The organism is Kitasatospora sp. NPDC054768 (assembly GCF_053612025.1).
Genome location: NZ_JBSHBN010000035.1, coordinates 45,169 through 62,286 on the forward strand (window position 1 = coordinate 45,169; position 17,118 = coordinate 62,286).

The window sequence follows — 17,118 nt, forward strand, 5'->3', positions numbered from 1 at the left end:
GGGCCTCCGGTTCCGGCATCGGCGAGTGATGCCGGGTCAACTCACGGTGGAGGCCCGGGGTCACGATGATCACCCGCACCGGCGACGGGGAACCGAACGCGCGCCCGGCTGTGGCACTGGCGTACGGCGGCCGGGCGGCGGCCGGAGAGCCCCCGGCCGCCGCGCGTCCGTCCCGTCAGCCGATCGCGACCTCCGCGTACATCCGGGCGATCACGTCCTCGATGGCCGGTTCGCGCACCGACAGGTCCACCAAGGGGTAGCGCGCGGCGACCGCCGCCACGATCGGCGCGGCGCTCTCCTGGGCCGGGAAGGCCAGCCACTGGCGCGGCCCCTCGACCCTGGTGACCCGGGCCCCGGGCACCTCGACCGGGTGCGCGAGTTCCTGGGCGAGGTCCACCACCAGCGTCCGCTCGCTGCGGCCGGTGGCGTGCAGGCCCTCCAGTCCGCCGTCGTAGACCACCCGGCCGTGGTCGATCACCATCACCCGGCCGCAGAGCTGCTCGATGTCGGTCAGGTCGTGGGTGGTGAGCAGCACGGTGGTGCCCCGGTCCCGGTTGACCTCGCGCAGGAACTCCCGCACCCGGCCCTTGCTGACCACGTCCAGGCCGATGGTCGGCTCGTCCAGGTAGAGCACCTGGGGGTCGTGCAGCAGCGCCGCGGCGAGATCGCCGCGCATCCGCTGGCCGAGCGAGAGCTGGCGCACCGGGGTGTCCAGCAGTCCGCCGAGGTCGAGCAGTTCGACGCAGCGGCCGAGGTTCTCGCGGTACCGGGCGTCGGGGATGCGGTAGATCCGGCGGGCGAGTTCGAAGGAGTCGCGCAGGGGCAGGTCCCACCAGAGGGTGGTGCGCTGGCCGAAGACGACGCCGATCCGGCGGGCCAGTGCGACGCGTTCGCGCGCCGGGTCGACGCCGGCCACCCGCAGCCGTCCGGAGCTGGGGACGAGGATGCCGGTGAGCATCTTGATGGTGGTGGACTTGCCGGCCCCGTTGGGCCCGATGTAGCCGACGCACTCGCCGGCCTCGACGGTGAAGCCGAGCCCGTCCACCGCCCGGACCTCGCGTTTGGCCCGGCTGAACCGGCCCGTGCGGGTGCGTACGGTGAAGGTGCGGTGGACGTCCTGGAGTTCGATCAGTGCCATGGGAGCTCCTTCGGGATGGGAGGGGTGCGGTGGGAGGGGTGCGGTGGGAGGGGTGCGTGGGAGGGGTGCGTGGGAGGGGTTCAGCTGCCGGTGCCGCGGTAGGCGCGCAGCCCGGCCCGCCAGGCGAGCCCGGCGGCGAGGACGCAGAGCGCGGCGACGACCGGCGAGGCGAACTGGAAGGCGGTGGGCAGGCCGAGCGGGTCGGGCCGGTCGAGGATGCGCAGCGCGGGAAGCCAGTTGACGAAGGCCAGTGGGACGCCGAAGACCGCCCCGGCGACCAGCTCCTTGGCGAAGATCGTCGGCGGGTAGTGCAGCAGCGTCGCGCCGCCGTAGGTGAAGGAGTTCTGGATCTCCTTGGACTCGCCCCACCAGAACTGGACGGTGGCGCCGCCGATGTAGATCGCGCCGAAGATGACGGTGCCGCAGAGCAGCAGGGCGGGCACCAGCAGCACCCGGTCCCAGGTCCAGTGGACGTCCAGGGCGGCCAGCGACCAGACCAGCACCGCGACGGCCTGGAGCGGGCGGCCGAGCCGGCGCAACGTGAAGCGTTCGGCGCACAGCTGGGAGAGCGCGGGCGCGGGCCGGATCAGCATGGTGTCCAGCGAGCCGCTGCGGATCCGCGCGCCGAGCCCCTCGGCCGAGCCGACCAGCAGGTTGGCGACGCCGAGCGAGAAGGTGGCGGTGGCGTACAGGAAGGCGATCTCCGGCAGGCTCCAGCCGCCGAGCCGGTCGGTGTGCAGGAACATGATCACCAGCACCGCGAAGTCGAGGGAGTGGGTGACCAGGCTCGCCGCCAGGTTGAGCGCGAAGGAGGCCCGGTAGGCCATCATCGAACGCATCCACATCCGGGCGCAGAGCCACCAGGAGCGCAGCGCCCAGGCGGTGCGGGCGGCGAGGGGCTCCCGGCGGAGCCCGACGAGTTGCTCAGCCACCCTGCACCACCACCTTGCGGGTGGCCAGCCACTGGGCGCCCCGCCCGGCGGCGAGCAGCACCACCGCCCAGCCGAGCTGGAAGCCGAGCGCCCCGAACAGGGCGGTGCCGCCGGTCCGTTCCAGGAAGACGTCGGTGGGGACGTTCACCAGCGCCGACCAGGGCAGCGCCCGGCCGAGGTCGCCGAGCAGGCCGGGGAACAGCGCGACCGGCAGCAGCATCCCGGAGAAGAACATCGAGACCACCAGCATCACCGAGCGCACCCCCTCCGAGTCGTGCAGCCAGAAGCCGGTGATCGAGACCAGGAAGCGCAGCCCGAAGCTGACCACGACCGCCAGCAGTACCGAGAGCAGGAAGAACGCCCAGGTCAGTGGGTGTTCGGGCAGCCGGATGCGGAACACCAGCGCGCCGATCAGTATCGGCACGGTGCCGCGCACCAGCGCCTGGAAGCCGGCCCGGCCGAGGTCGGAGGCCAGCCACCAGGCCTGGAAGTCGACCGGGCGGTAGAGGTCGACGGCGATGTCGCCGCTGCGGAAGCGTTCCTGGAGGTCGTCCTGGAAGCCGCCGCCCCAGACCGCGACGGTGACCAGCAGGCTCTGGCTGACCCAGATGTAGGTGACGGCCTGGCTCTGGTCGTAGCCGCCGAGGCCGGGGCGGGCCTGCCAGAGGGCGAGGAAGGTGGAGGCCAGGATGATGCCGAAGACGGTGTTGGTGAAGGTGCCGGCCACGGTGGCGGCCCGGTAGGTGGAGTAGCGGCGGAAGGCGCCGCGGGCAACGGCGGCGTAGAGCATATTGTCTCCTTGTCGACAAATATGGGCAGAGGGGGATTCCCCTCGACATCCGCGCACGCCACAGCGGCTCCGACCGGCCGTACCCGGGGGTGCCGGGCCTGGCGGGCGGAGCTGCGAAAGTGGGTGCGTTATGTGGTTTGCACCTTTCACCGTACCTCCGGCCCGCACCACCCGCACCCGGTTTTCCCCGCCTGATCCGACGTCAAATAGCAGATAATCTCGGCATGACCTTGAGCACCCGCCGCCAGGCCAAACGGGCCGCCCGCCGCGAGGCCCGCCGCGCCCTCCCGCTCTGGCGCCGGCTCCTGCCCACCTGGCGGGTCACCCTCGGCACCCTCACCCTGCTGTTCCTGCTCGCCGCCGGCGGCTTCGCCGTGCTCTACGTCATCGTCCCGGTGCCCGACCCCAACGCCCACGCCGTCGCCCAGAACAACATCTACCTCTACGCCGACGGCACCACCGAGATCGCCCGCACCGGCGCCGTCAACCGCACCGACGTCACCATCGACCAGATCCCGCCGGCGACCCAGCAGGCCGTCGTCTCCGCCGAGGACCGCACCTTCTACCAGAACCGCGGGATCGACCTGAAGGGCATGCTCCGGGCCGGCTGGAACACCCTGCTCGGCAAGGGCATGCAGGGCGGCTCCACCATCACCCAGCAGTACGTCAAGAACTACTACCTCACCCAGGACCGCACCATCGAGCGCAAGGGCCGCGAACTGCTCATCGCCCTCAAGGTCGACCAGCAGCGCGACAAGCCCGAGATCCTCGCCGGCTACCTCAACAGCAGCTACTTCGGCCGCGGCGCCTACGGCATCCAGAGCGCCGCCCACGCCTACTACGGCGTCGACGTCTCCGGGCTCACCCCCGCCCAGGGCGCCTACCTCGCCTCCCTGCTCCAGGCCCCCAGCCTCTACGACGTCAAGACCGCCACCCCCGCCAACCGCGAGAAGGCCGTCGCCCGCTGGAACTACACCCTCGACGGCATGGTCCAGCTCGGCTTCCTCGCCCCCGCCGACCGCGCCGCCACCACCTTCCCCGACCCGATCGACCCCCAGCCCGCCACCGGCCTCGCCGGCCAGGCCGGCTACCTGGTCGGCGTCGCCGACGACTACCTCGTCTCCTCCGGCACCCTCGACGCCGCCACCCTCAAGGCCGGCGGCTGGCGCATCACCACCACCTTCGACAAGCCCCGGCAGGACGCCTTCGTCAAGGCCGTCCAGGACCGGCTCACCGGCGAACTCGACCCCCGGGCCCGCCCCGCCACCGACACCGACGTCCGGGTCGCCGGCGCCTCCGTCGAACCCGCCACCGGCCGGGTCGTCGCCGTCTACGGCGGCCCCGACTACGCCAAGCAGCCCTACAACGACGCGCTGCGCCAGGACAACCAGATCGGCTCCACCTTCAAACCGATCGACCTCGCCGCCGGCCTGCTCGCCCAGCACACCCTCGACGGCGTCCCGATCACCACCGAATCCCGCTACGACGGCAGCAGCGAACGCCCCGTCACCGGCGGCCCCACCCCCTACGCGCCGCCCAACGAGGACGACGTCGACTACGGCAGCATCACCCTGCGCTACGCCATGGTGAAGTCCGTCAACTCCGTGTACGCGCAGGAGGGCGTCGACGCCGGACTCGCCCGCGTCCGGGAGACCGCCGTCAAGCTCGGCATCCCCGACAGCGTCCGCGGCATGGACCCGGCCAACACCTCGATGACGCTCGGCACCGCCACCCCCAGCGCCCTCGACCTGGCCGGCGTCTACGCCACCCTCGCCGACCACGGCCGGGCCCGCACCCCCTGGTCCGTCGTCAAACTCGAACGCGTCAACCCCGGCGGCGCCGTCGACGTCCCCAAGATGCCCGAACACGACCCCACCGAGGCCCTCGACCGGGAGACCGCCGACTCCGTCACCGACGTGCTGCGCGACGTCGTCAGCCCGCGCGGCACCGGCGCCGCCGCCCTCGACCTGAACCGCCCCGCCGCCGGCAAGACCGGCACCACCGACTCCAACCTCTCCGCCTGGTTCGCCGGCTACACCCCCGAACTCGCCACCACCGTCGGCCTGTTCCGGGAGAACCCGAAGACCCACGCCAAGGAGCCACTGGCCGGCACCGCCGGACTCACCCGGATCAACGGCGGCACCTTCCCCACCCGGATCTGGACCGCCTACATGGCCGCCGCCCTCGACGGCACCCCCACCCAGGACTTCGACCTCAAGACCGGACACGGCACCCCCGCCGCCACCCCCTGGCCCACCGCCCCCGCCGGGTCCACCCCCAGCGCCACCACCCCGACCACCGCCCCCGCCGCCGGCGGCGAACCCGCCAACGCCGGCCCGGCCCCCGGCACGCCGCCCGGCCACGAGCCCAGCACCCCCGCCGCCACCGGCCGACCCGCTCCCGGCCCGATCACCCCCAGCCCGCAGGCGCCCAAGCCCACGACGGAGCCGGAACAGCCCAGCCCCACCCCCAGGCCCAGCCAGGTCCAGCCGACCCGCCCCACCGCCCCGCCCAGCGCCACCGGCGGCCCCGCCAGCCGCCCGGCGGCCCCGCCCACGCCCTGAAGCTTTGTCCCCGGACTTCCGGAACAGGCTTCAGGACACGCCCCGGGCCACCAGTTCGCGCTCCAGCGGGGTGCGGAACCGCGGCGTCACCCGCACCTCCCCCAGCCAGCCCGCCAGCCGCTCGGCCCGCTCCGCGACGGCCCGCTCCGCCGCCGCCCCGACGTCCCGGAACAGCCGCCACAGCACCACGCCGTCGGGGCGCTGCGCCCAGCCGCCCACCACCTCGCCGCACCACCACACCGTCGGCCCGGCGTTGCCCGCCCGGTCGAACAGCGCCGGCACGTCCTCCGGCCGCAGGTACCAGTCCCGCCCGCGCCAGCCCATCACCGCCGGGTCCAGCGCGGGCAGCAGCGCCGCCCACGGCTCCGGCTCCGCCACCGGCGCCTCGTCCCCCGGCAGCACCAGCGCCGGCGCTCCGCCGGCCAGCGCCACGTCCAGCGCCCCGAGATCGGCCAGCGCCCGGCGGACGTCCCCCAGCGTCCAGCCCGTCCACCACTTCACGTCCTCGGCCGTCGCCGGTCCGTACGCCGCCAGCCAGCGCCGCACCACCTCGGCCTTCGCCTCCCGCACCGGCACCTCCGGCCACTGCGGCACCAACGCCCACGGGTAGCTGCTGCTCAGCCACGAACCGCGCGGGCGGGAGCGGCGCACGTGCCCGTCGGAGGCCAGCAGCCGCAGCAGACGGCTGCCCACGCTCTGCTTCGCCTCGTACGCCTTGCCCGCCGACATCAGCATCGTCTCGCGCAACTGCGGTACGTCCTCGGAGAGTTCCCTGGTCGTCGCCTCGCCGCGGACGGCCAGCGCGGCCAGCACCTCGCGCTCCGTCTCCGCCAGCCGGGCCTCGTCCCAGCCCTCGGCGAAGTCCCGCAGGTGCTTCAGCAGCGTCGCCCGCTCCTTCGCCGCGATCGCCCGCGCCGCCGCCGAACTCACGTACGGGGCGAGGCCCTCCGTCACCGCGAAGATCGTCCGCCGCATCGACAGCAGCTTCACCAGCGAGACGTCCTCGTACAGCGCCCGGTCCACCTCCGCCGCCGAGGGCTTCGCCAGCCGCGCGCAGGCCGACAGGTACACCGTGGCCGCGTCCGTCGCGTGCAGCCCGACCACCGCGTCGGCCACGTCCTCCACCCGCGCCGCCCGCAGCGACGGCACCAGCAACTGCCGCCGCCCCAGCCTGGCCCGACGCTCCGCATCCCCGATCACCGGCACACCCATGCCGGGACCCTAGCGCGTGTCCGCCGCGCGGCACCGACGACGCCCGGGCGGCCCGGCCCGCCGCCCGCGCCGGAAGCGCGGTGCCCCGACCCGGGTCGGGGCACCACGGGGCACCGGGCGGATCAGGCCGTCACAGGTACAGCCCGGTCGAGCCCTCCGTGTCGCCGAAACGGGTCGCGGCGACGGCGTGCAGGTCGCGCTCGCGCAGCAGCACGTAGGTGGCGCCGCGGACCTCCACCTCCAGCTTGTCCTCCGGGTCGTACAGCACCCGGTCCCCCGGTTCCACCGAGCGCACGCTCTGGCCCACCGCGACGGCCTCCGCCCAGGTACAGCGCTTGGACAGCTCCGCCGTGGCCGGGATCAGGATGCCGCCGGTCGAGCGGCGCTCGCCCTCGCCGCCCTCGATGCGCACCAGCACGCGGTCGTGCAGCATCCGGATCGGCAGCTTCTCGCCGAGCCGGTCGTGGCGGGCGGGCTCCTGCGCGTACTCGGAGCGGGTCGCTTCGTCGTTCGTACTCACGGTCCCGAAGGTACCTCCCCCGGGCGCGGGGCGTGACGCTGGCCCGGTACGCGGAAGGCCGGGCACGCGGCGCGCCCGGCCCTCCGTCCCGCGGTACTCAGCCCTTGCGGCGCTTGCGGGCCGAGGCGACCAGCAGCACCAGGCCCACGCCGACCAGCGCGGCCGGGACGATCCGCTCCCGGCGCGGCTGCCCCTTCTCGTCCACGAACTGCGCCCGGACCTTCTCCACCACGCCGCTGGCGGCCACGTACGCCCGGGCTGCCCGCTCCTCGACGGCGGCCGCCGCCTTGGCCTTGACCTGGGCGGAGATGGTGCTCGGGTGGACGCGGACGGCCAGCTCGTCGAGGGTCCCCGCCAGCCGGTCACGCGTCCGCTCGATGTCCGCCTCGATCTGGGCGGTCGTCCGCGCCGACTTGTCCTGCGTGCTCGCCTCGCCCACTCGGGCCACCCCATTCACTCGCCGATGTCGTTCCGTCCGATCCGTGCGATCGGTGCGACTGACCCAGTGTGTCAGCTGCCGAACACGGCCGCGCGGCCCCACCCACCATCGGAGGTAAGTTTGCCGTGGTACAGCCGCCCGTCCCAGCCTTCAGGAGAGTACGACCGTGTCTGAGCGCCTCCAGCCCGGCGACACCGCGCCCGCCTTCAGCCTGTCCGACGCCGACGGCAACCAGGTGTCCCTCGCCGACCACGCCGGCCGCAAGGTCATCGTCTACTTCTACCCGGCCGCCCTGACCCCCGGGTGCACCAAGCAGGCCTGCGACTTCACCGACAACCTGGAGGTCCTCGCGGGCGCCGGCTACGACGTCATCGGCATCTCCCCGGACCAGCCGGAGAAGCTCGGCAGGTTCCGCGAGGCCGAGAACCTCAAGGTCACGCTGCTGTCCGACCCGGACAAGGAGGTGCTGGAGGCGTACGGCGCCTTCGGCGAGAAGCAGAACTACGGCCGCACCTACCTGGGCGTGATCCGCTCCACGATCGTCGTGGACGAGCAGGGCAAGGTGGAGCACGCGTTCTACAACGTGCGGGCCACCGGCCACGTCGCCAAGCTGCTGCGCGACCTCAAGGTCGGCGCCTGACCGACCGCGGTACGGAGAACGACGAAGCGGTGGCGGCGCACCCCCCGACCGGGTGCACCGCCACCGCCGTTCCTCACCTCGGCGGACCGGCCCGATCAGCAGGCCCCGAGGTCGCTCCAGACTCCCCACGAGCCGCTGGCCGCGGGGTCGTCGCCCTTGGTCCACCACTTGTTCTGGTAGTAGTGGCCCTTCCACGAGACCTTGGTGGGGGTCGCGTAGGTGGTGCCCGCGTCCCAGCCCGGGGCGGCCGTGCAGGCGCCCGAGGTCGGGGTCGGCGTCGGGGTCGGGGTCTGCGTCCCGGTCGCGGTGGGCGTCGGGGTCGGGGTCGGGGTGGCCGTCTGCGACGGGGTCGGGGTCGGGGTCGGCGTGCCGCCGTCCACCGCACCGCGGGTCAGGTCACCCTTGATCCCGTACAGCGTGCCGCCCACGTTGACCGTCCAGTTGGAGGGCGTGGACACCGGCAGGTAGTAGACGAAGTCCATGTCGATCGAGGCGCCCGGCGCCAGCGACTGCCAGCCCGGCAGCTTGACCGACACCCGGTTGTAGGTGCCCTTCAGACCGCCCACGTTGCCCGGGCCCGGGTTGTCCTGCTTGATGACCTGGAGGCCGAAGCCGGACTGGTCCTTGGCGTTGCCCGGGGCCGAGTTGCCGTAGTCGAACTGGAACTCGGTACCGCCCGGCAGGGTCAGCGTCGAGTTGTTGACGATGTGCAGCTTCGGGTTGATCGGGTAGTTCGAGTCGCCCAGCGCGAAGTTGGTGAACGACACGTCGATCGGCAGGGTCTGCTGCGGCAGCGCGGTCGTCGAGCGGATCGCGCCGTACGGGGCCGCCGACTTGAACTTGTCGTACATCAGCGAGGTCAGCGTCGAACCGGGGACGTACTCGCCCTTGCCGCCGTTGGCGGCGGCGTCCCACTTGTAGTCGCCCGCGAGCTCCCAGATCATCGCGCCGCCGGCGCCCTGGTTGACGATGTAGTCCGCCTTGGCGCCCACCGACTGCTCGTCCTCGGTGGAGAGGAACACCTTCTTGGTGTCGTTCCACAGCCACGGCGCCACCAGGGCGGAGCTGTAGTTGCGGGTGTAGGTGCCCTGCAGCGCGGTGTCGGACACGCCGTACTTGGCCAGGTAGTCGGGCAGGATGCCCTTCTCCAGGTTCTTGGCGTGCCACATCGGGTTCGACCCGGCCGGGGACTCCTTGCCCGCGTCGTCCTTGTCGTTCCAGATGTTGTCGATGCCGACCGCGCCGTCACCGCAGGCGGTCAGGCCGGAGCCGGCCGGGCAGGTGGTCGCGGAGGCGGTGCCCCAGAGGCCGTTGGTGCCGCCCTGCACGTTCTTGAAACCGCGGGAGTAGTACGGCAGGCCGACGTTGATCCGGCCGCCGGGCATCGAACCGCGGAAGTAGTGGTACGACCAGTCGGCGTTCAGGTAGCCGATGCCGCCGTACTGCCCGGTGCCGTAGACGTTGGCGGCGGCCAGCTCGCCGTCCTTGCCGTCGTCGAACAGCGAGGCGTTCGGGCCCACGTACTTGTTCCAGGCGCCGTGCAGGTCGTACGACATGATGTTGACGTAGTCCAGGTACTTGGCCACCTGGAAGGTCTCCATGCCGCGCAGCAGGTAGCCGGAGGACGGGGCGGCGACCGACAGCAGGTAGTGCTTGCCGTCGGCGGCGCCGGCCTTGTCCAGGTTCTCGCGCAGGGTCTTCATCAGCGCCGCGTAGCCCTTGGCCAGCGAGCCGCGCTTGGCGTTGGCGAGCTGCCAGTCCAGCGGGTTGCCGGCGTCCTTCATCGAGGTCGGGTACTCGTAGTCGATGTCGACGCCGTTGAAGCCGTACTTGCGGATGAAGTCGACCGAGGAGGCGGCGAAGGTGTCGATGCCGGCCTGGTTGACGCTGCCGTCCGCGTTGACGGTCATCGAGTAGAAGCCGCCGGAGTCGACGCGCTTGCCGTCGTCCCCGAAGTAGCCGCCGGTCTCGGTCCAACCGCCCACCGAGATCAGGGTCTTGACGTTCGGGTACTGCTTCTTGAACTTCGTCAGCAGGTTGAAGTGGCCCTTGTACGGCAGGCTCGGGTCCAGCTCGGCACCGGGGACGCCGGGGAAGGAGATCCCGGTGGCCTCGTTGGTCGGGCCGTCGGTGCCGACCGAGAGCTTGTTGTCGCCGCCGACGTGGCCGAAGGCGTAGTTGAGGTGGGTGACCTTGTCCCAGGGGATGTCGTTCACCAGGTACGGCGCGTCGCCGTTCTTGCCGGTGCGCCAGCCGGTGAAGTAGCCGATGATGCGGCGCTGGTGGTCGGCGCCCATCTTCTCGCGCCCGCTGGTGTCGTAGACGGAGCAGTACGGGACGTCCACCCCGGGGGTCTGGTACAGGCCGTCCGGCCGACAGGCCGCGTTGTCGACCGCCGCCGACGCCTGCGAGGGCGCCGCACCCAGCGTCGCCATCAGCAGTCCGGCCAGCGAGGCCGCGGCGAGCGAGGCCACGCCGGCCCGGGCGGCCGGGCTCTTCCGGCGGTGGGCGGCGGTGGGACGCCGCTCCGCCGTGTTTCGGATCAACACTCGGTCCTCCAGGAGAGAGTGTCGGCGCGTGCCTGTGGGGGAGCACGCACGTGGGGGATTGCAATTGGCGCAGAAGCTATGTGGTCTGAACCACATAGGTCAATAGGTCTGTACCAATTGGTAATCAAAAGCCAAACATCACAGGTCGGAGCCGCTCGACAATCGGTCAGCCCCCTGGCCGAAACCCGCTCCCGGCGCGCGCCGGCCGACCCGGCGGCCGAGCTGCCCGCACCGGAGCACGGCCGACGCGCGGCCGCCCCCCGACCGGGACGCGGCCGGGACCGAACCGGGGGCCGGACCGGGGGTCGAGCCGGGGGCCGAACCGGGACGCGGCACCGGCGGGGCGGCGGCCGAACTCGCTGTCCCCACACTCGACGAAGCTCTAGACTGGTCGCCATGCGGCCTTGGCGGAATTGGCAGACGCCTGGGTTTTAGGTGCCCATGGGAGAAATCCCGTGAGGGTTCGAGTCCCTCAGGCCGCACTGGCGTTGAAATCGAAGGCCCGCCCCAAGGTGATCCCGGGGCGGGCCATCGACGCGTTCACCGGACGGAGTGTCAGGCCAGCAGGTCCTTGACGACCGGGGCGAGGGCACGGAAGGCCTTGCCGCGGTGGCTGATGGCGTTCTTCTCGGCCGGGGTGAGTTCGGCGCAGGTGCGGGTCTCGCCGAGCGGCTGGAGGACCGGGTCGTAGCCGAAGCCGCCGTCGCCGGCCGGGGCGGTGCGCAGGGTGCCGAGGAGGCGGCCCTCGACGACGCGCTCGGTGCCGTCGGGGAGCGCGAGGGCGGCGGCGCAGAAGAAGTGGGCGCCGCGGTGCGGCTCGGCGATGTCGGAGAGCTGGGCGAGCAGCAGGTCGAGGTTGGCCGTGTCGTCGCCGTGCTTGCCGGACCAGCGGGCGGAGAAGATGCCGGGCGCGCCGTTCAGCACGTCCACGCAGAGGCCGGAGTCGTCGGCGACGGCGGGCAGGCCGGTGGCGCGGGCCAGGGCGTGCGCCTTGAGCAGGGCGTTCTCGGCGAAGGTGACCCCGGTCTCGGGGACGTCCGGGATCTCCGGGTAGGCGTCGGCGCCGACGAGTTCGACGTCCAGGCCGGCGTCCGCCAGGATGGCGCGGAGCTCGGTGACCTTGTGCTGGTTACGGGTGGCGAGAATCAGGCGGGTGGACATATCGCCCACCCTACCGAGGGGCCGGGGACGATCAGCCGGTGCAGACCGAGGTGAGGTTGCCGGCCGCGGCGCCGAGCGGCTTGAGGTCCGGGACCTCGTTGCGGTCCGCGGCCCGCTGCACGTTCTCGACCTGCTTCTGCAGATCGGTCACGGCCTTGGCGACGTCGGTGTTCTTGGAGTTCTTCCCGACCTGGTCGAGGTCGTTCTTGAGCTTCTGCAGGGCCTTCCCCGCCGCGGCCGCGTCGTTGCTCGCGTTGTCGTAGGCCTGGGTGACGTCGGCGATGTCGCCGGTGATCCGCACCGCGGTGTTGCCGCAGTCGAGCGCCTTCTGCGCGGCGGAGCAGCTCACCATGCTGAGCGGGAGGATCGCGATGAGTCCGGCCACGGCGAGGGCGGCGGGGCGGGCGATGCTCGACGGCATCCGATCCTCCTGTGGGGCGCGGGTTCCGTGATGGGGGACGCGCGCCGGGAGGTGCGCGGTTCCCGCAGCGGGAGTGCTGCGGGAACCGTACGGTCTCCGGGCCCGGCCTGTACAGCAGGCCGACCGGTTCGGCGGGCCGTTCGCCCGCGGCCCGCACGCGTGTCCGCACCGCGGCCCGAACGGCCGTCCGCGCCCGCGGGCTGACCGTGCGTCCGCTCCGGTCCACGGCTGCGGGACCCGCGCCGGTTCAGCCCTCCAGGGCCTTGCGCTGGATCGCGTCCAGCTCCGCGCAGCCGAGGCTGCCGAGGTCGAGCAGCCGGTCGAGCAGCTCGCGGTCGAACGGGGCGCCCTCGGCGGTGCCCTGAACCTCGACGAAGCGGCCGTCGGAGGTGCAGACGATGTTCATGTCGGTCTCGGCGCGCACGTCCTCCTCGTACTGGAGGTCGAGCATCGGGGCGCCGTCGATGATGCCGACGCTGACGGCGCTGACGCCGCCGGTGATCGGCTGGCCCTTGGCGCGCAGCAGCTTCTTGTCGCGGGCCCAGGCGACGGCGTCGACGAGGGCGACGTACGCGCCGGTGATGGCGGCGGTGCGGGTGCCGCCGTCGGCCTGGAGGACGTCACAGTCGAGGACGATGGTGTTCTCGGCGAGCGCCCGGTGGTCCACGACGGCGCGCAGCGAACGGCCGATCAGCCGGCTGATCTCGTGGGTGCGGCCGCCGATGCGGCCCTTGACCGCCTCGCGGTCGCCGCGGGTGTTGGTGGCGCGCGGGAGCATGGAGTACTCGGCGGTGACCCAGCCCTCGCCGCTGCCCTTGCGCCAGCGGGGCACGCCCTCGGTGACGCTGGCGGTGCACAGCACCTTGGTGTCGCCGTAGGAGATGAGGACGGAGCCTTCGGCGTGCTTGCTCCAGCCCCGTTCGATGGTGATCGGGCGGAGCTGTTCGGGGGTGCGGCCGTCGATGCGTGACATAGGCACTGAGCGTAGTCGCTCCGGGGGGCCGGTCCGGGAAGCGGCGGGGAGCCGGTCCGGGAGCCGGCGGGGACGCGCCGCGGCCCGCCGTCCCCCTGAGCGGGTCGGCGGGCCGGGCGGGCTGAACCCGGGTGGCTCAGCTCACATCATGTCCTCGATGTCGGCGGCGATCGGGTCGGCGTCGGTGCCGATGACGACCTGGATCGCGGTGCCCATCTTCACGACGCCGTGGGCGCCGGCGGCCTTGAGGGCGGCCTCGTTGACCAGGGAGGCGTCCTTGACCTCGGTGCGCAGGCGGGTGATGCAGCCCTCGACCTCTTCGATGTTGTCGATGCCGCCCAGACCGGCGACGATCTTCTCAGCCTTGCTGGCCATCTGGTTTCTCCCTCTGTCTCGGCCCTTCGGCGGCTCTGCCGGGTGCCGTCCTGCGCTGGTGCTGGGGTGTCCCTCGACCGCCGGGCGGTGAGGTCCGTGCCGGTGGCTGACGCGGGTTCGGCTGCGGTCGTGCCGGCGAGCAGCGCGACCAGCATCACCCGTGCCGGTCCGGTCCGCCACGTTAGTCCACTTTTGGCCCATTCCGGCGGGCAGGCGTCCGATCGTCGCCCGAGGATGACGATCAGCGGGGCTCGCGCCTCCGGAGTACGGCCTGCTTCCAAGTGGTCTACACCAATATATGTGTACTCCGAGGAACGCGGTAACGGCCCCGGGTGTTCCCGAACCCCGCCCGAGGGTCCCGCAGGGGCCCGCCGGCCGGCAACCGCACCCGGAGGGCGAAGGATGAGTTCGGCAGGCGCCACGGCCCCGCAGACCACGTGGTGGCACACCTTCTACGGCGGCCTCCAGAAGATGGGCCGCTCCCTGCAGCTCCCGGTGGCCGTGCTCCCCGCCGCGGGCATCCTCAACCGGCTCGGCCAGCCGGACGTGTTCGGCAAGGACGGACTGGGCTGGGACGACGTCGCCAGGGTCTTCGCCGCCGCGGGCGGCGCACTGCTCGACTCGGCCTTCGGCCTGCCGATGCTGTTCTGCGTCGGCGTCGCGATCGGCATGGCGAAGAAGGCGGACGGCTCGACGGCACTGGCCGCCGTGGTCGGCTTCCTGGTCTACTTCCGGGTCCTGCACGCCTTCCCGGAGCACTGCAAGCCGCCGACGGTGCTGGTCAGCGACCAGTGCGTGGACTACACCTCGGCGAAGGCGGCGGCCGCGACGTACCAGAACCCGGGCGTGCTGGGCGGCATCCTGATCGGCCTGATGTCGGCCTGGCTGTGGGTCCGGTTCCACCGCACCAAGCTGGTCGACTGGCTCGGCTTCTTCAACGGCCGCCGCCTGGTTCCGATGATCACCGCCCTGGTCGGCATGCTGACCGCCGTGGTGGCGCTCTGGGTCTGGCCGCCGATCGGCCGCGGCCTGAACGACTTCTCGCAGACCCTCGCCGACCTGGGCGCGGCCGGCGCCGGCATCTTCGGCGTCTTCAACCGCGCACTGCTGCTGATCGGCATGCACCAGCTGCTGAACACCTTCGTCTGGTTCCAGTTCGGCGAGTTCGTCAAGCCGGACGGCACGATCGTGCACGGCGACATCCCGCGCTTCCTGGCGGGCGACCCGACGGCCGGCCAGTTCCAGTCCGGCTTCTTCCCGATCATGATGTTCGCGCTGCCGGCCGCCGCCCTCGCGATGGCGCACTCGGCGAAGCCGCACCGGCGCAAGGAGATCTACGGCCTGATGCTCTCGGTCGGCCTGACCTCCTTCGTGACGGGCGTCACCGAACCGATCGAGTACTCCTTCGCCTACCTCGCCCCCGCCCTGTACGCCGTGCACGCGCTGCTGACCGGCGCCTCGATGGCGGTGACCTGGGGTCTCGGGGTGCACGACGGGTTCAGCTTCTCGGCCGGCCTGATCGACTACGCGATCAACTGGGGGCTGGCCACCAAGCCGTGGCTGATCATCCCGATCGGCCTCTGCTTCGCCGCCGTGTACTACGCGCTCTTCCGGTTCATCATCGTCAAATTCAACCTGAAAACACCCGGGCGGGAGGACGACGACCAGGTCGAGGACGTCACCAAGGCCTGAGCCCGGGCGACACCGGGGTTATCCCCGCAATGGCCCCCGGACCCGACGGTCCGGGGGCCTTCGGCATTTCGGAAAGCCCGGTCGCCCCGGCCCAACGCGCCTGGCAGGGCCCACCGGAACAGGCTGTGCTTTTGTTGCGCGATTAGCCAAAATCGATTTTGTTGCGCGGTCGGCCAAAATGCCGATCGCAGCCGCGACCATGATCGCCATTCGGTAAGTAGGTTTCGATTTCATAGCGCTTCCCGGCGACACCGCTTTCCGGGGTTCCTCGACTTCTCCACCCGTGCTACAAAACTGGTCTACACCACGTGTGGTGTAGACCAGTTCGCGGTTCGGCCCCTGTGCCTTCCCCCCGACCGACCGCCATGCCGTTAGGAACCCACCCCCATGAGTCAGTCTGCGCAGGCACCGGCGCCCGCCACGGCTCCGGCCCCACCCAGCCCCGCCAAGAAGTTCGGCCAGAACCTCCTCCAGGGTCTGCAGAAGATCGGCCGCAGCCTCCAGCTGCCCATCGCCGTGCTCCCCGCAGCCGGTCTGCTGATGCGTCTCGGCCAGGACGACGTGTTCGGCAAGGACGGCCTCGGCTGGGACAAGGTCGCCGCGGTGTTCAACACCGCCGGCACCTCGGTCTTCGACGCTCTGCCGATGCTCTTCGCGGTGGGTATCGCGATCGGCTACGCCAAGAAGGCGGACGGCTCCACCGCCCTCGCCGCACTGGTCGGCTACCTGGTGTACAAGAACGTGCTCACCGCGTTCCCGATCACCGAGTACAAGATCCTCCCCGGCAAGGACGACGCCGCCACCTACCAGAACCCGGGTGTGCTCGGCGGCATCGTGATCGGTCTACTGGCCGCGGTGCTGTGGCAGAAGTACCACCGCACCAAGCTGGTCGACTGGCTCGGCTTCTTCAACGGCCGCCGCCTGGTCCCGATCATCATGGCCTTCGTCGGCACCGCCGTCGGCGTCTTCTTCGGTCTGGCCTGGGGCCCGATCGGCGACGCCATCAAGAGCCTGAACGACACCCTGATCGGCGCCGGCGCGTTCGGTGCGGGCGCCTTCGGCCTGGTCAACCGCGGTCTGCTGCCGGTCGGCATGCACCAGTTCGTGAACTCCTACGCCTGGTTCCAGACCGGTGACTTCACCAAGCCCGACGGCACCGTCGTGCACGGCGACCTGACCCGCTTCTTCGCCGGCGACCCGACCGCCGGACAGTTCATGTCGGGCTTCTACCCGATCATGATGTTCGCGCTGCCCGCCGCCGCGCTGGCCATCGCCCACGCCGCCAAGCCGCACCGCCGCAAGGCCGTCACCGGCATGATGGTCTCGCTGGCCCTGACCTCCTTCGTCACCGGTGTCACCGAGCCGATCGAGTTCGCCTTCGTCTTCATCGCCCCGGTCCTGTACGTCATCCACGCGCTGCTCACCGCCGTCTCGATGACCGTCACCTGGGCGCTCGGCGTGCACGACGGCTTCACCTTCTCCGGCGGCCTGATCGACTACGCGCTGGCCTGGAACAAGGCCACCGACCCGTGGATGATCATCCCGCTCGGCCTGGCCTTCGCCGCGGTCTACTACTTCCTCTTCCGCTTCGCGATCGCCAAGTTCGACCTCAAGACCCCCGGTCGCGAGGACGACGACGAGATCGAGGACGTCACCAAGGCCTGACGCCCGCGTCACCGCCCCGCCCCGAAGGCCCCGCCCCGCCGCTGCTC

At 71.7% G+C, this 17,118-nt stretch carries 15 protein-coding genes and 1 tRNA gene; 5 read left to right on the forward strand and 11 right to left on the reverse strand.

The window, feature by feature from the left end; genetic code table 11:
• Positions 1–175: 175 nt before the first annotated feature.
• The 3 genes from ACWGKU_RS13775 to ACWGKU_RS13785 all read right to left on the reverse strand — a co-directional run bounded on the left by ACWGKU_RS13775 (position 176) and on the right by ACWGKU_RS13785 (position 2,860).
• A complete protein-coding gene (locus tag ACWGKU_RS13775) occupies positions 176–1,138 on the reverse strand; it encodes an ABC transporter ATP-binding protein (protein ID WP_452178299.1) in 963 nt (320 codons plus the stop codon).
• Positions 1,139–1,218: 80 nt separating this feature from the next.
• On the reverse strand, positions 1,219–2,070 hold the full coding sequence (locus tag ACWGKU_RS13780) for an ABC transporter permease (protein ID WP_452178298.1): 852 nt from the start codon (positions 2,068–2,070) through the stop codon (positions 1,219–1,221).
• Positions 2,063–2,860 (reverse strand): ABC transporter permease, encoded by a 798-nt coding sequence (locus ACWGKU_RS13785; RefSeq protein ID WP_452178297.1) that lies wholly within the window; start codon positions 2,858–2,860, stop codon positions 2,063–2,065. The genes ACWGKU_RS13780 and ACWGKU_RS13785 overlap by 8 nt, the downstream gene beginning before the upstream one ends.
• 224 nt (positions 2,861–3,084) lie before the next feature.
• On the opposite strand from ACWGKU_RS13785, the gene ACWGKU_RS13790 reads away from it, so the two are divergent.
• Positions 3,085–5,424 carry a transglycosylase domain-containing protein gene (locus ACWGKU_RS13790; protein WP_452178296.1) on the forward strand — a complete coding sequence of 780 codons (2,340 nt, stop codon included), beginning with the start codon at positions 3,085–3,087 and terminating at the stop codon, positions 5,422–5,424.
• Positions 5,425–5,454: 30 nt separating this feature from the next.
• Here ACWGKU_RS13790 and ACWGKU_RS13795 read toward each other — a convergent pair whose 3' ends face one another.
• The 3 genes from ACWGKU_RS13795 to ACWGKU_RS13805 all read right to left on the reverse strand — a co-directional run bounded on the left by ACWGKU_RS13795 (position 5,455) and on the right by ACWGKU_RS13805 (position 7,595).
• Complete coding sequence (locus tag ACWGKU_RS13795) at positions 5,455–6,636, reverse strand: winged helix DNA-binding domain-containing protein (protein WP_452178295.1); 1,182 nt, start codon at positions 6,634–6,636, stop codon at positions 5,455–5,457.
• A 130-nt stretch (positions 6,637–6,766) separates the two neighbouring features.
• Entirely contained in the window at positions 6,767–7,069 is a 303-nt protein-coding gene (locus ACWGKU_RS13800) for a GroES family chaperonin (RefSeq protein WP_049655715.1), read from the reverse strand.
• Between the two features lie 184 nt (positions 7,070–7,253).
• The gene (locus ACWGKU_RS13805) at positions 7,254–7,595 is read right to left on the reverse strand and encodes a DUF3618 domain-containing protein (RefSeq protein WP_380538871.1); all 342 of its coding nucleotides are present in this window, start codon (positions 7,593–7,595) and stop codon (positions 7,254–7,256) included.
• Positions 7,596–7,761: 166 nt separating this feature from the next.
• Here ACWGKU_RS13805 and bcp point away from each other — a divergent pair, with 166 nt between their 5' ends.
• Positions 7,762–8,235: a thioredoxin-dependent thiol peroxidase gene (gene bcp / locus ACWGKU_RS13810; protein WP_401048434.1), complete on the forward strand. Its 474-nt coding sequence runs from the start codon at positions 7,762–7,764 to the stop codon at positions 8,233–8,235.
• A gap of 95 nt (positions 8,236–8,330) precedes the next feature.
• Here bcp and ACWGKU_RS13815 read toward each other — a convergent pair whose 3' ends face one another.
• Positions 8,331–10,670 carry a chitinase C-terminal domain-containing protein gene (locus tag ACWGKU_RS13815; protein ID WP_452178329.1) on the reverse strand — a complete coding sequence of 780 codons (2,340 nt, stop codon included), beginning with the start codon at positions 10,668–10,670 and terminating at the stop codon, positions 8,331–8,333.
• Between the two features lie 512 nt (positions 10,671–11,182).
• Between ACWGKU_RS13815 and ACWGKU_RS13820 the strand changes: the two genes are divergently transcribed.
• Positions 11,183–11,266, forward strand: a tRNA-Leu gene (locus tag ACWGKU_RS13820).
• A 73-nt stretch (positions 11,267–11,339) separates the two neighbouring features.
• On the opposite strand, the gene rdgB is transcribed toward ACWGKU_RS13820, so the two are convergent.
• From rdgB to ACWGKU_RS13840, 4 genes are all read right to left on the reverse strand, one after another.
• Complete coding sequence (rdgB, locus tag ACWGKU_RS13825; protein ID WP_401048436.1) at positions 11,340–11,945, reverse strand: RdgB/HAM1 family non-canonical purine NTP pyrophosphatase; 606 nt, start codon at positions 11,943–11,945, stop codon at positions 11,340–11,342.
• A gap of 31 nt (positions 11,946–11,976) precedes the next feature.
• Positions 11,977–12,366 (reverse strand): hypothetical protein, encoded by a 390-nt coding sequence (locus ACWGKU_RS13830; protein WP_359915201.1) that lies wholly within the window; start codon positions 12,364–12,366, stop codon positions 11,977–11,979.
• Positions 12,367–12,613: 247 nt separating this feature from the next.
• Complete coding sequence (gene rph / locus ACWGKU_RS13835; protein ID WP_401048438.1) at positions 12,614–13,339, reverse strand: ribonuclease PH; 726 nt, start codon at positions 13,337–13,339, stop codon at positions 12,614–12,616.
• A 141-nt stretch (positions 13,340–13,480) separates the two neighbouring features.
• Complete coding sequence (locus ACWGKU_RS13840; protein ID WP_063349220.1) at positions 13,481–13,714, reverse strand: glucose PTS transporter subunit EIIB; 234 nt, start codon at positions 13,712–13,714, stop codon at positions 13,481–13,483.
• Between the two features lie 402 nt (positions 13,715–14,116).
• On the opposite strand from ACWGKU_RS13840, the gene ACWGKU_RS13845 reads away from it, so the two are divergent.
• Positions 14,117–15,406, forward strand: a complete 1,290-nt coding sequence (locus ACWGKU_RS13845; RefSeq protein WP_401048440.1) for a PTS transporter subunit EIIC — start codon at positions 14,117–14,119, stop codon at positions 15,404–15,406.
• 387 nt (positions 15,407–15,793) lie between these two features.
• Entirely contained in the window at positions 15,794–17,071 is a 1,278-nt protein-coding gene (locus ACWGKU_RS13850) for a PTS transporter subunit EIIC (RefSeq protein WP_452178294.1), read from the forward strand.
• Positions 17,072–17,118 lie beyond the last annotated feature (47 nt).

Bases quoted from the DNA above. Each gene is read 5' to 3' on its own strand.
- ACWGKU_RS13795 (WP_452178295.1), bottom strand. From the start codon at position 6,636: ATGGGTGTGCCGGTGATCGGGGATGCGGAGCGTCGGGCCAGGCTGGGG.
- rph (WP_401048438.1), bottom strand. From the start codon at position 13,339: ATGTCACGCATCGACGGCCGCACCCCCGAACAGCTCCGCCCGATCACC.
- ACWGKU_RS13785 (WP_452178297.1), bottom strand. From the start codon at position 2,860: ATGCTCTACGCCGCCGTTGCCCGCGGCGCCTTCCGCCGCTACTCCACC.
- ACWGKU_RS13840 (WP_063349220.1), bottom strand. From the start codon at position 13,714: ATGGCCAGCAAGGCTGAGAAGATCGTCGCCGGTCTGGGCGGCATCGAC.
- ACWGKU_RS13775 (WP_452178299.1), bottom strand. From the start codon at position 1,138: ATGGCACTGATCGAACTCCAGGACGTCCACCGCACCTTCACCGTACGC.
- ACWGKU_RS13790 (WP_452178296.1), top strand. From the start codon at position 3,085: ATGACCTTGAGCACCCGCCGCCAGGCCAAACGGGCCGCCCGCCGCGAG.
- rdgB (WP_401048436.1), bottom strand. From the start codon at position 11,945: ATGTCCACCCGCCTGATTCTCGCCACCCGTAACCAGCACAAGGTCACC.
- ACWGKU_RS13830 (WP_359915201.1), bottom strand. From the start codon at position 12,366: ATGCCGTCGAGCATCGCCCGCCCCGCCGCCCTCGCCGTGGCCGGACTC.
- ACWGKU_RS13845 (WP_401048440.1), top strand. From the start codon at position 14,117: ATGAGTTCGGCAGGCGCCACGGCCCCGCAGACCACGTGGTGGCACACC.
- ACWGKU_RS13815 (WP_452178329.1), bottom strand. From the start codon at position 10,670: ATGGCGACGCTGGGTGCGGCGCCCTCGCAGGCGTCGGCGGCGGTCGAC.
- ACWGKU_RS13850 (WP_452178294.1), top strand. From the start codon at position 15,794: ATGAGTCAGTCTGCGCAGGCACCGGCGCCCGCCACGGCTCCGGCCCCA.
- ACWGKU_RS13800 (WP_049655715.1), bottom strand. From the start codon at position 7,069: ATGCTGCACGACCGCGTGCTGGTGCGCATCGAGGGCGGCGAGGGCGAG.